The following is a 14,955-nucleotide window of genomic DNA, read 5'->3' as shown; positions in this document are numbered from 1 at the left end:
GCGGCTATTGGCCGCTCTTTTCATATTGATGGTAAGCCTGCCGGCCTACAACCAATGGTCTGGATCGCGCATCCCGAGGACAATCGCCACAGCGATAACACCATCGGGCTGCGGCTCGTAGATGATGATATAGCGGTCTTCGACGAGCACGCGGGCCGTTGCGCTTAACTCGGGCCGTGCGCTGCCCATCTTGGGGTGCTGCGCCGCCAGCTCCAGTCTTTCGAAAATGCGCATCAACAGTCTGTCTGCTGCCTTTTCATTGTCGGCGGCGATGGTGTGCCAGATGTCTCGCAAATCCTGCGAAGCGCGCGGTGTGAGCCGATGGCTAGCCACGGGCGCGGCGTTCTGCCTTCAGGCTGCGAATGAACTCGGTGTGGTCGACAGCCACTGGCTTGCCGCTGCCCATCCCGTCGGCATAGGCCCGCTTCAAGTGCTGGAGTTCGAGCGTGCGCAATTCCTCGCGCTGCTCCCATAAGCGCAGGGCGTCGCGGACAATCTCGCTGTTGGAAGCATAACCGCCACCTTCGATAGCGCTTTGCAGGCGAGCTATCTGCTGCGCGGTAAGGGATATGGTGAGGGTGCGCATAGGTTCGTTTTTCATACCCACATTATAATGCAGCCAACAAGATCTAACAATATCTGTTAGGAATCTGCCCCTGCATCATGACCGCCCGACGCGCACCAGCCACCGCGCCGTCCTCGCCATGCAGGCGTGCAGCACCGGAACACCATATTCGATGGCAGGCAGGTCATGCGGCGCCCTTGGCGGGATCGCCAGCATCCGCCATGCCCGCCCGGCGGCAGGCAAAGCTGCGTCCCATCAGAAGGTGTCGCCAGCGCGCCGTCCTTGAAATCGCTCAGCAGCCATTGGCCTTCGCGGGTGACGAAGGTGGGAACGGAGTCGTATTTCGCCGATCCAGAGTACGCATGACATGGTTGCCGAAAGCAGCGAAACCTCATGCTCGGCGGAGCGCCCGCCGAACAGCACGCCGACACGAAGTCTCTTCGCAGCCATCGACAACTCCACCAAGGATCAGGGTCGGAGCTCGCATGCGAAACACAAGGCGCGCCCTAAAGTGGTCGAGCAATAGGCCAAGGATTGGAGTGGATTTTGACCAGTTCGAGCAGTTTTTCAGCACGACCTGCAAAAGCAGTTCTCCGCCTGGAGTCCTTCAGGTGGGAGAGCGGTTCGTCGTTTTGGTGAACGATGAACCGCTCCAGGTCTATGTCTAGCGCAGCGCTGCGGCGATGTTGCCACCGTCGACCGTCGTCACATCGGCGGTGGTGCGTTCGGCCAATGCTTGGTGCAGGAAGGCCTGCGCCACGTCTTCTGCCGTCACCTCCTGTCCGAGCAGATTGCCCGACATGTATTCCTTCTCCGACACTCCGCGCGCGCCGGAACGGCTGGCGATCATGGCGTCGGTCAACAGGCCGGAGCGGATGCGGTCGGCGTTGACCGCATTGGAGCGGATGCCGTGCGCGCCGTAGTCGAGCGCATATTGCCGGGACAGGAATAGCGTCGCCGCCTTCGGCACACCATAGGCGCCGAATTTCGGACCCGGGTTGACCGCCTGCTTGGAGGTGTTGAACAACAACACACCGCCGGTGCCCTGTTCCAGCATGATGCGCACCGCGTTCTGCGCCGCCGACTGGTGGGCGAAGAAGTTGAGCTCGAAACTCTTGCGCAGCAGGGCATCGTCGAGCTCGCCGATGCGGCCTTCCCAGGCGGCACCGGCGTTGGAGACCAGAATGTCGACGCCGCCATAGACAGCGACAGCTTTGTCGAAGGCGGCGCGCATCTCGGCCGGGCTGGTGATGTCGGCGCCGACGCCGATCGAATTGTTGCCGGCTGCCTTTGCCGCCTCGGCCGCCCTGACCGCATCGAGATCGACGACGACGGCATGCGCGCCATTGGCGGCGAACAGTTTTGCCGTCGCTGCACCGATCGCGCCGGCGCCGCCGGTGATCAGCACCACCTGGCCGGTCAGCGGCTTCGGCTTGTTGGAGGCGAGCTTGGCCTGCTCAAGCGACCAGTACTCCAGCGGGAAGAGATCGGCCTTCGATAGAGGATGGAAACTGCCGACGGCCTCGGCGCCGCGCACCGCCTCGATCCACATCTCGCCGACGTCAGATGCGATCTTCGCATCCTTCAGCGTGCGGCCATGGCCGAACATGCCGAGGCCCGGCACCAGCGTCAGCCGCGGCATCGGGTCGAGCATGGTGCGCTCGACGTCGTCCAGCGCGTCATTGGTTTCGAAATAGGCGCGGTAGTCGTTGGCGAAGGCGTCGACATGGCTCTTGATGACGGCCTTGTAGTCGCCGGCCTTGTCGGCGTCTGGCGCCGGAACCGCCATCGGTCCGGTCTTGATGCGGATCGACAGATCGGGCGTCGACACGCCGCGTCCGGCATAGTCTGCAATGCCGGCTGAGTTGATGAAATCGACGATGGCGTCCGAAGTGCGGAAATCGCTGATCATGCGATCGAAGCGGCCTTCGCCACGCGATACCGCCACCGCGCCGCGCAGCATGGGCGCGATTGCCGCGGGCGTCGCCAGCTTTGCCGGCAGCGTGACCTTGGCCGGCTGCGGCTTGCCGTGCTTGGCGACATAGTCCTCGGCCACGTTCACATAGTGGATCATCCGGTCGTAAGCCTGCCTGGCATCGTCGCCGAAGGTGAAGATGCCATGCTTGTCGAGGATCAGGCCTTCGACGCTGGGGTCGGCGTCGTAGACATCGGCGGCCACCTTGGCGAGGTCGAAGCCGGGCTTGATATAGGGCACGTATCCCATCTTGTCGCCGAACATGGTCTTGATCAGCGGCTTGCTGTCCGCCTGGTCGACGATGGCGAGGATCGCGGTCGAATGCGTGTGGTCGACGAATTTATGCGGCAGGAAGGCGTGCAGCAGCGTCTCGACCGACGGATTGGGGGAGGCGGGGTCGATGAGGTTCGCCCGCTGCAGCGCCACCATGTCCTCGTCGGCGAGGCTGGCCAGCGCACGCGCCTTCAAAAGCGGGCCTAGCTTGACCGCCGGCAGGCCTTGCGGCTCGATCACACCCATGTCCCAGCCGCTGCCCTTGACGCACAGCACATCCCATTCGTCGCCGACGAAATCGGTGGCCTTGGTCTTGCAGGAGGTGTTGCCGCCGCCATGCAGCACCAGCCGCGGCTCGCCGCCGAGCAGCCGGGTCGTGTAGACGCGCAGCGCGAGGTCGCGGGCAACGCCCTTTTTCGCATAGTCGGCAACAAGTCTTTCCGCGTCGTCGTCATTCCAAAGGTTCTTCATGTCGCTATGTCCGCTTTGCTGTCTTGATGTTGCTGTGAACAGGAGTGCCGCGACGCCTTGATGACAATGCGCCGCTGCAAGGATTTCGTTTGTCAGGAAGCCTTTTTTGCCCCCGCGCTGGCTCCGGCATATTCGAGCAGCCGCCGCGCCATGCCGGCGCCGACGACCAGATGCGTGCAGAGTCCGCCGGCGAGTGCTGCGAGCAGCGGTTCGAACTTGCTGTCTTCCTGCACCACCATCAGCCGCTTTTCGATCTGGCGCAGTGACGACAGCGAGGCCGAGATGACGCGGCGGTTGTAGCTGCAGTCGAGCGCCTTGCCGGCGGCATCGATGATCTGGCCGGCAACGACGCCGGCGGCGCCCGCTTCGCGCAACAGCCCATCTCGCCGGGGCTGAGCGCGCCGCATTTGACGACATGGCTGTCGCCATCGACGGTGCCGACCGAATAGAGCGCCAGATCGCAGTTGGCAATATCGGCCAGTTGTTCGCGGATCACCGGTTCGGCGCGCAGCCCATGCGCCAGCAATTCCGTCGTCAGCACCAGCGGCGCGTAGAAATTGAGGCCCTTGGCGTTGAGCCGCCGGGCGATCTCCATCGTGCACTGGTCGGGACGGTAGGAGTAGGGCGCGCCGAGATTGCCGCAGAGCTGCACAACGGTGACGTCCTGCAGGTCGGCATAGGACATGACGTCGGCGATGGTGTAGACGGTGCGGCCCCAGGCGACGCCGATCCGGTCGCCCTTCTTGACCAGTTCGAGAAAGACGCCCGCCGCCAGCACCGCAACGTCCGTCGAAGGGTCGACGACATAGGCATTCTCCGGCGCGATCCACACCGCATCAAGCTTGAGCGCGTCCTCGAGCTGGCGCGCAAGCACGTCGTCGGTGAACAGCTGCGTCGAGGTCGAGATGTTGACGATGCCGGTCTCGCGCGCCTTGCGCAAATACATGGCGACCGAGGCGCGGGAGATGTTAAGCTGGCTGGCGACCTGGTCCTGGCGCAGGCCATGGGCATAATAGAGCCATGCGGCCTTGTGGATAAGCTGTTCTGCCGGTCGGATCGCCATGCCGTCTCCTCGGCTGACATTATTCACGGCTCTCGACAAAAGTCAAACTGGCGTGGGTACACGATACCTCTTTGCCCATCGAATCTGGACGATCATTGCGCCAAATGTGCCCGGTCGGGAATCGCCGATGGTGACGTGGCGGGAAGCTGTGGTTAGAAGTTCTCAACAATGAAAATTCGGGGAGCACGGGATGGGCAGTCCCTACGAGCAGGATCTCGGCAAGAACGCCGCCAACCATCAGCCGCTGACGCCGCTCACCTATCTGGAGCGGGCGGCAAGCACCTATCCCGATCATGTCGCCATCATCCATGGCAGCCAGCGCATCACCTATCGCACCTTCTGGCAGCGCTCGCTGAAGCTCGCCTCGGCTCTGTCGAAGCGCGGCATCGGCAAGGGTGATACGGTGACCGTCATGCTGTCCAACACGCCCCCCATGCTGGAGGCGCATTTCGGCGTGCCGATGGCCAAAGCGGTGCTGCATTCGCTCAACACAAGGCTCGATGCCGCCGTCATCGCGTTCCAGCTCGACCATGCCGAGACCAAGGTGCTCATCGTCGACCGCGAATTCGCTGCTGTCGTCAAACAGGCACTGGCACTGGCCAAGGTGAAGCCGCTGGTCATCGACTATGACGATCCCGACTATGCCGCCGATGCACCCTATCCCAAGGGCGAGCGCATCGGCGCGATCGACTATGAGGCGTTCGTCGCCGGCGGTGACCAGGGCTACGCCTGGTCGATGCCCGACGACGAATGGGACGCCATCTCGCTCAACTACACCTCCGGCACGACAGGCAATCCGAAGGGCGTCGTCTACCACCATCGCGGCGCTGCCCTGATGGCTTACACCAACACCATCCATGCCGGCATGGCCAAGCACGCCGTCTATCTGTGGACGCTGCCGATGTTCCACTGCAATGGTTGGTGCTTCCCATGGACGCTGGCCGTCCAGGCCGGCACCCATGTCTGCCTGCGCTGGGTGCGGCCGAAGCCGATCTACGATGCCATCGCCGACCACGGCGTCACACATCTTTGCGGTGCGCCGGTCGTCATGTCGGTGCTCATCAACGCCAGCGATGAGGACAAGCGCCACTTCCCGCAGACCGTTACCTTCAACACCGCTGCCGCGCCGCCGCCGGAAGCCGTGCTGTCAGGCATGGCCGACGCCGGCTTTGCCGTCACCCATCTCTACGGCCTGACCGAGACCTATGGCCCGGCGGTCGTCAACGAATGGCACACCGCCTGGGACGGTCTCGACAAGGGCGAACGCAGCGCCAGAAAGGCCAGGCAGGGCGTGCGCTATGCCGCACTCGAAGGCCTGACGGTGATGGACGCGGAGACGATGCAGAAGACCCCGGCCGACGGCGAGACCATCGGCGAGGTCATGTTCCGCGGCAACATTGTCATGAAGGGCTATCTGAAGAACAGGAAGGCGACCGACGAGGCTTTCGCCGGCGGCTGGTTCCACTCCGGCGACCTCGGCGTCATGCATCCCGACGGCTACATCCAGCTCAAGGACCGCTCCAAGGACATCATCATCTCCGGCGGCGAGAACATTTCATCGATCGAGGTCGAGGAAGCCCTCTACAAACACCCGTCCGTGGCGTCCTGCGGCGTCGTCGCCAAGGCAGACGACAAATGGGGCGAGGTGCCGGTCGCCTATGTCGAACTGAAGCCCGGCAAGGTGGCAAGCGAGGCCGAGATCATCGAACACTGCCGCGCGCTGCTCGCCCGCTTCAAGGTGCCGAAGGCGGTGATTTTTGCCGAGATCCCGAAGACATCGACGGGGAAGATCCAGAAGTTTCAGCTGCGGGAAATGGCGAAGGGATCTTAGTTCCAGAGCGCAACGGCACGCGCAAGGTCGAGTTCGCGCACACCCTCTGTCACCCTCTGTCACCAAATTATACGCGTACGTCGAATTCGCATTGACACTTCCCTCTTTTCGATTTACGACTGACGAAAGTTGAAATTCGTCACTTATAAATCGACAGAGAGCCATGTCCGAAGCCGCCAGCATAATGGCCGACTCCACCCGCCAGGAGAATGTCACCCGCATTCTCGACTGTGCCGAACGCCTGTTCCGGCACTATGGTTACGGCAAGACCAATGTCGCCGACATCGCCCGCGAACTCGGCATGTCGCCGGCCAATATCTACCGTTTCTTCGCATCCAAGGTCGAAATCCACCAGGCCGTTTGCGGCCGCATGCTCCTCGCCAGCTACAACATGGCCTACGAGATTTCCCGGTTGCCGATCAGCGCCGAGGAGCGGCTGCGCCGCTACGTGCATGCGCAGTACAAGATGACGCTGGAAGTCATGCTCGACGACCAGAAGGTCCACGAAATGGTCATCGTCGCGCTCGAGCGCGACTGGGGCGTCATCGACAAGCATATCGACAGCATTCACGACCTGTTTGCCGAGGTCATCCGCGAGGGCATCGAGGCCGGCGAGTTTGCCGACCAGGATCCGGTCATCGCATCGCGCTGCTTCGGCGCCGCCACCGTCATTCTGTGCCACCCGCAAATGGTGGCGCAGTGCCTTGCCAAGACCAATCGGGCGATGCCCGACGATCTCATCGATTACGCGATCAAGGCTCTGAAGTAATAGCCGCCGCCCGCCGGGCGCCGGTGTCGACCGTTCATCTCCAGTCGGGAGTACGAAAGTGTCTTTGTCCAGTTCCATCATCCGCAAGCTGCCGGTCGCCGGCCTGATCGTCGCCACGCTCGGGCTCGCCGCCTGCAGCCAGGAGAAGACCGAGGTCCAGGACATCATCCGTCCGGTCAAGGTGGTCGAGATCGGCCAGGCCGAAAAGAGTCGCGAACTCACCTATTCCGGCTCGGTGCGAGCCCGTACCGAAATGAACCTCGGCTTTCGCATCTCGGGCAAGGTCACTGAGCGTCTGGTCGACATCGGCCAGCATGTGACGACAGGCGATGTGCTAGCCCGTATCGATCCCACGGACTATGAGTTGTCGGTCAAGAGCGCCAAGGCCAGCCTCGACGCCGCCGAGCGGCAGGTCGAGACGGTCGATCTGTCCCGCAAGCGCGCCGAACAGCTTTTTGCCAAGAACTTCACCTCCAAGTCGCAGCTCGAACAGGCGACGCTGAGCTACAACCAGGCGGTAGCGACGCGCGATGCCGCCCGCTCTACCCTTGCCCAGGCGCAGAACCAGGTCGTCTACACCGATCTCAAGGCGAGCGAGAACGGCATCGTCACGGCGGTCTCGGCCGATGTCGGCCAGGTGGTCGGCGCCGGAACGCCTGTGATGACCGTTGCCGTCGACGGCGAAAAGGAAGTGCTGATCGCGGTTCCCGAAATGGACATCGCCGCCTTCAAGCCGGGAAAGGACGTCAAGGCCAGCTTCTGGTCCGATGACGCGCTGGCGCTCTCCGGCAAAGTGCGTGAAGTCGCCGGCAGCGCCGACCAGCAGTCGCGCACCTTTGCCGTCCGCGTCTCGCTGCCCGACGACCCGCGCGTGCTGCTCGGCATGACCGCCAACATCGAGGCCTCGGTGGCCAAGAAGCAGGAGATGGTGTCGATCCCGCTCAGCGCGCTTGCGGAAAAGGATGGTCGCAAGATTGTCTGGACCGTCGACCGCGCCGGCGAGACGGTGCACGAGCGCCTGGTCAAGGTTGCGGAGTTCACCGCCGACGGCGTCAGCGTCGCCGACGGGCTCAAGCCGGGGGATGTCGTCGTTGCCGCCGGCACCCAGTTCATGACCGAGAATCTCAAGGTCAAGCTGACCGGCGATGCGGTCCAGGCCGCCTCTGCGGAAGGCGATGCCGCAAAGGCCCTGCGCTGACCGCAGGCATGAAGCCGGCTTGATCGTCGCTTCGGCGAAAGGGCTGGGCAAGCGAATTCAGGGTTTCCGGGCGGCGAGCGCCCGATGGTCGAGACGCCAAGATCGAGTTCCCCCGCATCGATCCGCGCGTCCCACCGCGATGAGTGTCTCTCCGCTCGGAAAGCCTCGCCGCCCGGAAGCCAGCATCGGAATATTTTAGCTGCATGCAAAGCGCATGCGCGCACGATCAACGAATTGGACTGACGCCGATGACCACCACCGACAGCACTGAAAAGCAGCCTTTCAATCTTTCGCGCTGGGCCATCGGCCATCCCTCGATCGCGCGCTTCCTGTTCGGTCTGATCATCATTGCCGGCGCGCTCGGCCTGATGCGCATGGGCCAGAAGGAAGACCCCGATTTCACTTTCCGCGTCATGGTCGTCCAGGCGATCTGGCCGGGCTCCTCGATCCAGGAGATGGAAGACCAGGTCGTCAACAAGATCGAGCGCAAGCTGCAGGAAACGCCGCACCTCGACTTCGTCCGTTCCTACACCCGCGCCGGCAGCGCCATCATCACCGTCCAGATCAAGGGCGACACCAATGCAGAGGAGGTGAAGGACGCCTTCTACCAGGTGCGCAAGAAGGTTGGCGACATCTCCGGCGACCTGCCGGAAGGCCTGCTCGGGCCCTATTTCAACGACGAGTTCGGCGACACCTTCATCACCCTGCACTCGATCGGCGGCGACGGCTACAGCTATCCGGAGCTGAAGAAATTCGCCACCCAGGCTCGCGACATGCTGCTGACGACGCCGGGCGTCGAGAAGGCCGTCATCATCGGCGACCAGCCGGAGAAGCTTTATATCGACGTCTCGTCCAAGGCCCTGGCCGAACGCGGCCTGACGCTGACCGACCTGCAGAACGCCATCAAGGGCCAGAACAATGTCGATCCGGCGGGCTCCGTCGACACCGGCCTGCGCTCGGTGCGCATCTCGGTCGAGGGCGATGTCACCAGGGCTGCCGACATCAGGGAATTGCGCCTGCGCGCCGGTGGTCAGGTGACACGTCTTGGCGACATCGCCACCGTGAGTTCCGGTCTCGAAGATCCCTATCAGCGCAAGTACCGCTTCAACGGCCACGAAAGCGTCCAGGTCGGCGTCGTCATGGCCAAGGGTTTTAACGTCAGGGACGTGGGCACGGATGTCGAGGCGACCTACAAGCGCTTTGAGGAAGCGCTGCCCTACGGCGTTGCGGTCGACCAGATTTCCAACCAGCCCGAGGTTGTCAAGGACGCCGTCAACGAGTTCATGGAGGCGCTCGGCGAGGCGCTGCTGATCGTGCTTGCTGTCTCGCTGCTGTCGATCGGCTGGCGTTCCGGCCTGGTCATCGCCATTGCCATTCCGCTGGTGCTGGCCGCCACCTTCGCCATCATGTACGAGCTCGGCATCGATCTGCAGCGCATTTCGCTCGGCGCCCTGATCATCGCGCTCGGGCTGTTGGTCGACGACGCCATGATCGTCGTCGAGATGATGGAGCGCAAGCTGGAGGAGGGGCTGGTCAAGATCGAGGCGGCGAGCTTCGCCTATTCGTCGACCGCCTTCCCGATGCTGAGCGGCACGCTGATCACTATCGCCGGCTTCATCCCGGTTGGCTTCGCCGCCTCGACCGCAGGCGAATATGTGCGCACGCTGTTCTATGTCGTCGGCATCGCGCTGGTCGTGTCATGGTTCGTCGCCGTCTATTTCACGCCGTGGCTAGGCTACATGATCCTCAAGCAGCGCAAGCATGCCGGCAACCATCATGACGCCTTCGACACCGGCTTCTACCGGCGGCTGCGCGCCACGGTCGGCTGGGCGGTGCGCCACCGCATCATCGTTCTGGTGATGACGCTGGTCACCTTCGCCACCAGCCTGTGGGCGTTCCAGTTCATCCCACAAAACTTCTTCCCGCAATCCTCGCGGCCGGAAATCCTCGTCGATCTCTGGTTGCCTGAGGGAACCTCGATCAAGGAAGTCGAGACGCAGGCCAAGGCGTTGGAAGCCCGGATGATGGACGACAAGGACAAGCGCTTCATCGCCACCTATATCGGCGAAGGCGCGCCGCGCTTCTTCCTGCCGCTCGACCAGCAATTGCGCAATCCGAACTATGCGCAGCTTCTGGTGATGGCCAATGACGAACCGGCGCGCGAGCGGCTGATCCTCAAGCTGCGCTCAGTCCTGGCGCAGGATTTCCCCTCGATCCGTTCCAAGGTCGACCGTCTGTTCCTCGGCCCGCCGACCGGCTGGCCGGTGCAGATGCGCATCATGGGTCCGGACCGCCTGGAGGTGCGCCGCATCGCCGACCAGGTGAAGGCGAAATTCGCCGAAAATCCGCTGCTCGGCGCCGTCCATGATGACTGGCTGGAGCCGGTACCGGCGATGAAGCTGGTCATCGACCAGGACCGCGCCCGTGCGCTTGGCGTCACCTCGCAGCGCATCCGCCAGATGCTGCAGGCAGCGATGTCCGGCGCGCCGCTCGATGACTTCCGTGATGGCGAGGAGACGGTTTCCATCGTCGCCCGCGAACCGGACGCCAGCCGCAGCCTGCTGTCCTCGGTCGACTCGGTCTATATCCCGACCGATTTCGGCGGCTTCGTGCCGCTGTCGCAGGTGGCCAAGGTGGTGCCGGTGCTCGAGCAGGGCGTCGAATGGCGGCGCGACCGCCTGCCGACCATCTCGGTGCGCGCCACGCTGCCGGATGGCGTGCAGTCGAACGACGTCGTCACCAAGCTCTACAATGACATGCAGGGCATGCGCGCCGGCCTGGCGCCCGGCTACAAGATCGAGATCCAGGGCGGTGCGGAAGATTCCGCCGAAAGCCAGGCCTCGATTGCCGCCAAGGCGCCGATCATGCTGGCCGTCATCGTCGTGCTCCTGATGATCCAGCTGCAGCATTTCGGCAAGGCGATGCTCGTGCTGGCCACCGGTCCGCTCGGCATCATCGGTGCGGCGGCGGCTCTGTTGATCAGTGGCGCGCCGTTCGGCTTCGTCGCCATCCTCGGTGTCATCGCGCTGCTCGGCATCATCATGCGCAACTCGATTATCCTGGTCGACCAGATCGATCAGGACATCGCCAGGGGGATGGACCGATCGGAGGCCATCATCGGCTCGGCCGTGCGCCGTTTCCGGCCAATCGTGCTGACGGCGATGACGGCGGTGCTGGCGCTGATCCCAATCTCGCGTGCGATGTTCTGGGGACCGCTCGCCTACGCCATGATGGGCGGCATCCTCGTCGCCACCGTACTCACCATCCTGGTGCTGCCGGCAGGCTACGCGCTGTTCTTCGGCCGCGAGCCGAAGAAAGGCAGGAAGCCGGCTGATGAGGCGGTGCAGGACAATGATAGGCCGCCACTGGCGCTGGCCGCCGAGTAGGCGCTGCCGGCGCACAGGATCTTCCTTGGAAAATGCTGGAACGCCGTACGCTTGACGTGCGGCGTTCTGGCTTTCTCCTTGCCGGTGGCACCGAGCACCCAGGCAAGTATCTCAACACCATGCGGGTTCATCAAAATAGGTTGAACGGCCACCTGTATGAAAATGCTTCGCGGCGCCGGTTTTGCAAAACAGAATTCCTTTCCAGGACAACAAAGCCGTCCGATCCTGCTTACATATCGGAGCGGCAACGCTCATTCGCATCAGGTGATCATCCCATGGTAGACAATAAGCAATTGCGGCTCGGCGCCTTCATGCGTCCGGTCAGTCTTCACACCGGGGCCTGGCGCTATCCCGGCTCATATCCCGATGCCAACTTCAACTTCGCCCATCTGAAGCGCTTCGCGCAGACGCTTGAGGGGGCGAAGTTCGACGCCTTCTTCATGGCCGACCATCTGGCCGTTCTCAACATGCCGATCGAGGCGCTACGGCGCAGCCACACGGTGACCTCGTTCGAGCCGTTCACGCTGCTGTCGGCGCTCGCCGCCGTCACTGATCATATCGGCCTTATCGCCACCGCATCGACGACCTTCGACGCGCCCTATCACATTGCCCGTCGCTTCGCCTCGCTCGACCATATCAGCGGCGGCCGCGCCGGCTGGAACATCGTCACCACATCCAATCCCGACGCCGCGCTGAACTTCGGCCTCGATGAGCATGTCGAGCACGACGAGCGCTATCACAATGCGCGGGAATTCTACGATGTGGTGACCGGCCTCTGGGACAGCTTTGCCGACGACGCCTTCATCCGCGACGCCGAGAGCGGGCTCTATTTCGATCCCGCGAAGCTGCATGTGCTCGACCATAAGGGCGAGCATCTCTCGGTGCGCGGCCCGCTCAACATTGCGCGGCCGGTGCAGGGCTGGCCGGTCATCGTCCAGGCCGGCGCATCTGAGGCCGGGCGGCAGCTGGCAGCCGAAACGGCGGAGGTGATCTTCGCCGCCCATTCCGATCTGGCGTCCGGGCAGCGCTTCTTTGCCGATGTCAAAAGCCGGGCCGAGAAGCTCGGCCGTTCGCGCGACGACATCAAGATCCTGCCCGGCGCCTTCGTCATCGTCGGCGACAGCGTCGAGGAAGCACAGGCCAAACGCGCCAAGCTCGACAGCCTGGTCTATTACGAGAGCGGCATTGCCTCGCTGTCGATCGCGCTGGGGCACGACGCATCCGGCTTCGATCCCGACGCGCCCTTGCCCGAAATCCCCGAGACCAATGCCTCCAAGAGCGGCCGTGAGCGCGTCATCGAGCTGGCGCGCCGAGAGACTTTGACCGTCCGCCAGCTGGCGCAGCGGCTCGGCGGCTATTCCGGCCTTGCTTTCGTCGGCACGCCGAAAACCATCGCCGATTCGATGGAGGAATGGCTGTTTGCCGAAGGGTCAGACGGCTTCAACGTCATGTTCCCCTATCTGCCAGCCGGGCTCGACGACTTCGCCGAGAAGGTGGTGCCCGAGCTGCAGCGGCGAAAGCTCTTCCGGCGCGAGTATGAGGGCACCACCTTGCGCGAGAATCTCGGCCTGAAGCGGCCGCCGAACCGGTTCTTCGAAGGCTCCGAAGGGGCCATTCGCAAGGCCGGCTGACGTCCTGCCATAAAAAGAAACAGGCGCGCCGAAGCGCGCCCATTCTTTTCAAGCCATCACTTTCAGATGACGAAGTACCAGTTGGCGAGCAGCATCACCACCACGCCGGCGACCAGCGTCAGGTAGGGCAGCATGCCTGCCTTTTTGACCGAGAGGTCTGCGCCCGCCATGCCGAGGTCGGCCAGCATGTGGTCGGGGAACTTGCCCTTGTCTTGGACGTAGTGCCGGTAGCAGAACACCGGGATGATCAAGGCGGCTGTGATCAGGCCGGCCCAGAGCGCCATCGGGTTCCACACCTTGGCGCCGGCGCCCATGAAGATGGCGTTTACATAGGCGAAGATGGCGCCGAGGCCGAGCAGCCAGCTCGGCGCCTTCCAAGGCCGGTTGATGTGGCCGTTGTCGATGCGGTGGATCCAGCCGGCATTGAGGTTGAGGAAGTTGAAGATGATGTAGCCGCAGTTCGACACGGCGAGGATGAAGAAGAAGCTCGTCGCGTCGGCCGAGGCGATGGCCAGCACGATCAGGTTGAAGACGAGATCGGTCCACATGGCGCGCGTCGGCGCGCCATGCTCGTTGACGTGGCTGAGATAGCGCGGCAGCCAGCCATCGACCGAGCCCTGGTAGAGCGTGCGCGACGAGCCGGCCATTGCCGTCATGATGCACAGCACCAGCGCCAGGATCATCAGCATCACCAAGAGGCTGTGGATCAATGCGCCACCCCCGACCATGCCGGCCAGTGCATCGGCGACACCCGAGCCGTCGACGATCGGCGTCGCCAGCATGCCGTTGAGGCCCAGCACGCCCTGGAAGGTGAAGGGCACCAGGATGAACAGAAGCATGCAGAGCAGGCCGGAATAGAAAATCGCCTTGAACGTGTCGGTGCCCGGGTTCTTGAACTCCGATGTGTAGCAGACGGCGGTCTCGAAACCATAGGTCGACCATGCGGCGATGAACATGCCGCCCAGCACCAGCGTCCAGCCGGCAATGTTCCACGAGCCGGGCTCCGGCGCGTAAGCCGCCGCCAGCGGCACCAGCGGCGAAAAGTTCGCCCAGTTGATCTGGCCGGTGACGATCGGCACGACACCGACGATCAGCATCGGGATGATGACCAGGAGGCCGATATACTTCTGCACATTGGCGGTGCCGAGAATGCCGCGATGCTGGATCGAGAAGATGATCAGCATCAGCACCGCGCCGATGAAGAAAGTGGCATTGAGGGTGAAGGAGACAGGACCTAGCGTGTGGCTGAACAGCGTCCAGTTGCGGATCGCCGGCGTGGCCGCCGCGGTCACCGCGGCGATGGCGTCGGCAGGCACCGTTCCGGCATGCGCCGCGATATAGGCGACGACGTCCGGCGACGCCTCGGTGAACAGCGGCACCGGCGCCAGCGCGTTGAGAATATAGGCGGCGGCGATCGAGCAGCCCAGCGACAGCACCGGCGACCAGGCGAACCAGTTGCACCACACCGACAGCGGCGCGATGAACTTGGAATAACGCAGCCAGGCGGTGGCGCCGTAGATCGAGGCGCCGCCCGACTTGTTCGGGAACAGGCCGGCGATCTCGGCATAGGTGAAGGATTGCAGGAAGCCCATGATCATGGAAGCGATCCAGATCCCGAAGGCCAGCGTTCCCGTCGTTCCGGCAATGCCGCCGATCGAAAACAGGACAAGGGCAGGAACGCCGCTCGCCACCCAGAAGGCGCCGCGCCAGTCGATGTTGCGGAGCAGCTTGCCTTCAGCGGGCTGCTCCAGGGCAGTGGTAATCGTGCTCATCTGTCTGAATTCCCCATTTTG

Annotated in this window: 9 protein-coding genes and 2 pseudogenes; 5 read left to right on the top strand and 6 right to left on the bottom strand. The window is 63.3% G+C overall.

Features of this window, described 5'->3' with window-relative positions; translation table 11 throughout:
- Window positions 1-45: 45 nt before the first annotated feature.
- The 5 genes and pseudogenes from NKL04_RS17165 to NKL04_RS17145 all read right to left on the bottom strand — a co-directional run bounded on the left by NKL04_RS17165 (window position 46) and on the right by NKL04_RS17145 (window position 4,347).
- Window positions 46-333 carry a type II toxin-antitoxin system RelE/ParE family toxin gene (locus NKL04_RS17165; RefSeq protein ID WP_023701521.1) on the bottom strand — a complete coding sequence of 96 codons (288 nt, stop codon included), beginning with the start codon at window positions 331-333 and terminating at the stop codon, window positions 46-48.
- Window positions 326-586 carry a ribbon-helix-helix domain-containing protein gene (locus tag NKL04_RS17160; RefSeq protein WP_023704832.1) on the bottom strand — a complete coding sequence of 87 codons (261 nt, stop codon included), beginning with the start codon at window positions 584-586 and terminating at the stop codon, window positions 326-328. Before NKL04_RS17160 ends, NKL04_RS17165 begins: the two co-directional genes overlap by 8 nt.
- 94 nt (window positions 587-680) lie before the next feature.
- Window positions 681-1,015: pseudogene (locus NKL04_RS17155) on the bottom strand (D-alanine--D-alanine ligase A); the annotation flags it as partial.
- A 214-nt stretch (window positions 1,016-1,229) separates the two neighbouring features.
- Window positions 1,230-3,284: a bifunctional aldolase/short-chain dehydrogenase gene (locus NKL04_RS17150; protein WP_352723879.1), complete on the bottom strand. Its 2,055-nt coding sequence runs from the start codon at window positions 3,282-3,284 to the stop codon at window positions 1,230-1,232.
- A gap of 92 nt (window positions 3,285-3,376) precedes the next feature.
- A pseudogene (locus NKL04_RS17145) lies at window positions 3,377-4,347 on the bottom strand (sugar-binding transcriptional regulator).
- Window positions 4,348-4,537: 190 nt separating this feature from the next.
- Between NKL04_RS17145 and NKL04_RS17140 the strand changes: the two are divergent.
- The 5 genes from NKL04_RS17140 (at window position 4,538) to NKL04_RS17120 (ending at window position 13,162) form a co-directional block, all read left to right on the top strand.
- Window positions 4,538-6,178: an acyl-CoA synthetase gene (locus NKL04_RS17140; RefSeq protein ID WP_023701516.1), complete on the top strand. Its 1,641-nt coding sequence runs from the start codon at window positions 4,538-4,540 to the stop codon at window positions 6,176-6,178.
- A 163-nt stretch (window positions 6,179-6,341) separates the two neighbouring features.
- Window positions 6,342-6,947: a TetR/AcrR family transcriptional regulator gene (locus tag NKL04_RS17135; protein ID WP_023668564.1), complete on the top strand. Its 606-nt coding sequence runs from the start codon at window positions 6,342-6,344 to the stop codon at window positions 6,945-6,947.
- A 58-nt stretch (window positions 6,948-7,005) separates the two neighbouring features.
- Window positions 7,006-8,145, top strand: coding sequence for an efflux RND transporter periplasmic adaptor subunit (locus NKL04_RS17130; protein WP_023692166.1), 1,140 nt, complete (start codon window positions 7,006-7,008; stop codon window positions 8,143-8,145).
- Between the two features lie 248 nt (window positions 8,146-8,393).
- Window positions 8,394-11,531, top strand: a complete 3,138-nt coding sequence (locus NKL04_RS17125; RefSeq protein ID WP_023701515.1) for an efflux RND transporter permease subunit — start codon at window positions 8,394-8,396, stop codon at window positions 11,529-11,531.
- A gap of 275 nt (window positions 11,532-11,806) precedes the next feature.
- Window positions 11,807-13,162 (top strand): LLM class flavin-dependent oxidoreductase, encoded by a 1,356-nt coding sequence (locus NKL04_RS17120; RefSeq protein WP_023701514.1) that lies wholly within the window; start codon window positions 11,807-11,809, stop codon window positions 13,160-13,162.
- A gap of 62 nt (window positions 13,163-13,224) precedes the next feature.
- On the opposite strand, the gene NKL04_RS17115 is transcribed toward NKL04_RS17120, so the two are convergent.
- Entirely contained in the window at window positions 13,225-14,934 is a 1,710-nt protein-coding gene (locus NKL04_RS17115) for a trimethylamine N-oxide permease (protein ID WP_023684441.1), read from the bottom strand.
- Between the last annotated feature and the right edge of the window lie 21 nt (window positions 14,935-14,955).

Source organism: Mesorhizobium sp. C264A (assembly GCF_040324515.1).
Lineage (GTDB): Bacteria > Pseudomonadota > Alphaproteobacteria > Rhizobiales > Rhizobiaceae > Mesorhizobium.
This window is presented reverse-complemented; position numbering and strand designations above follow the sequence as displayed.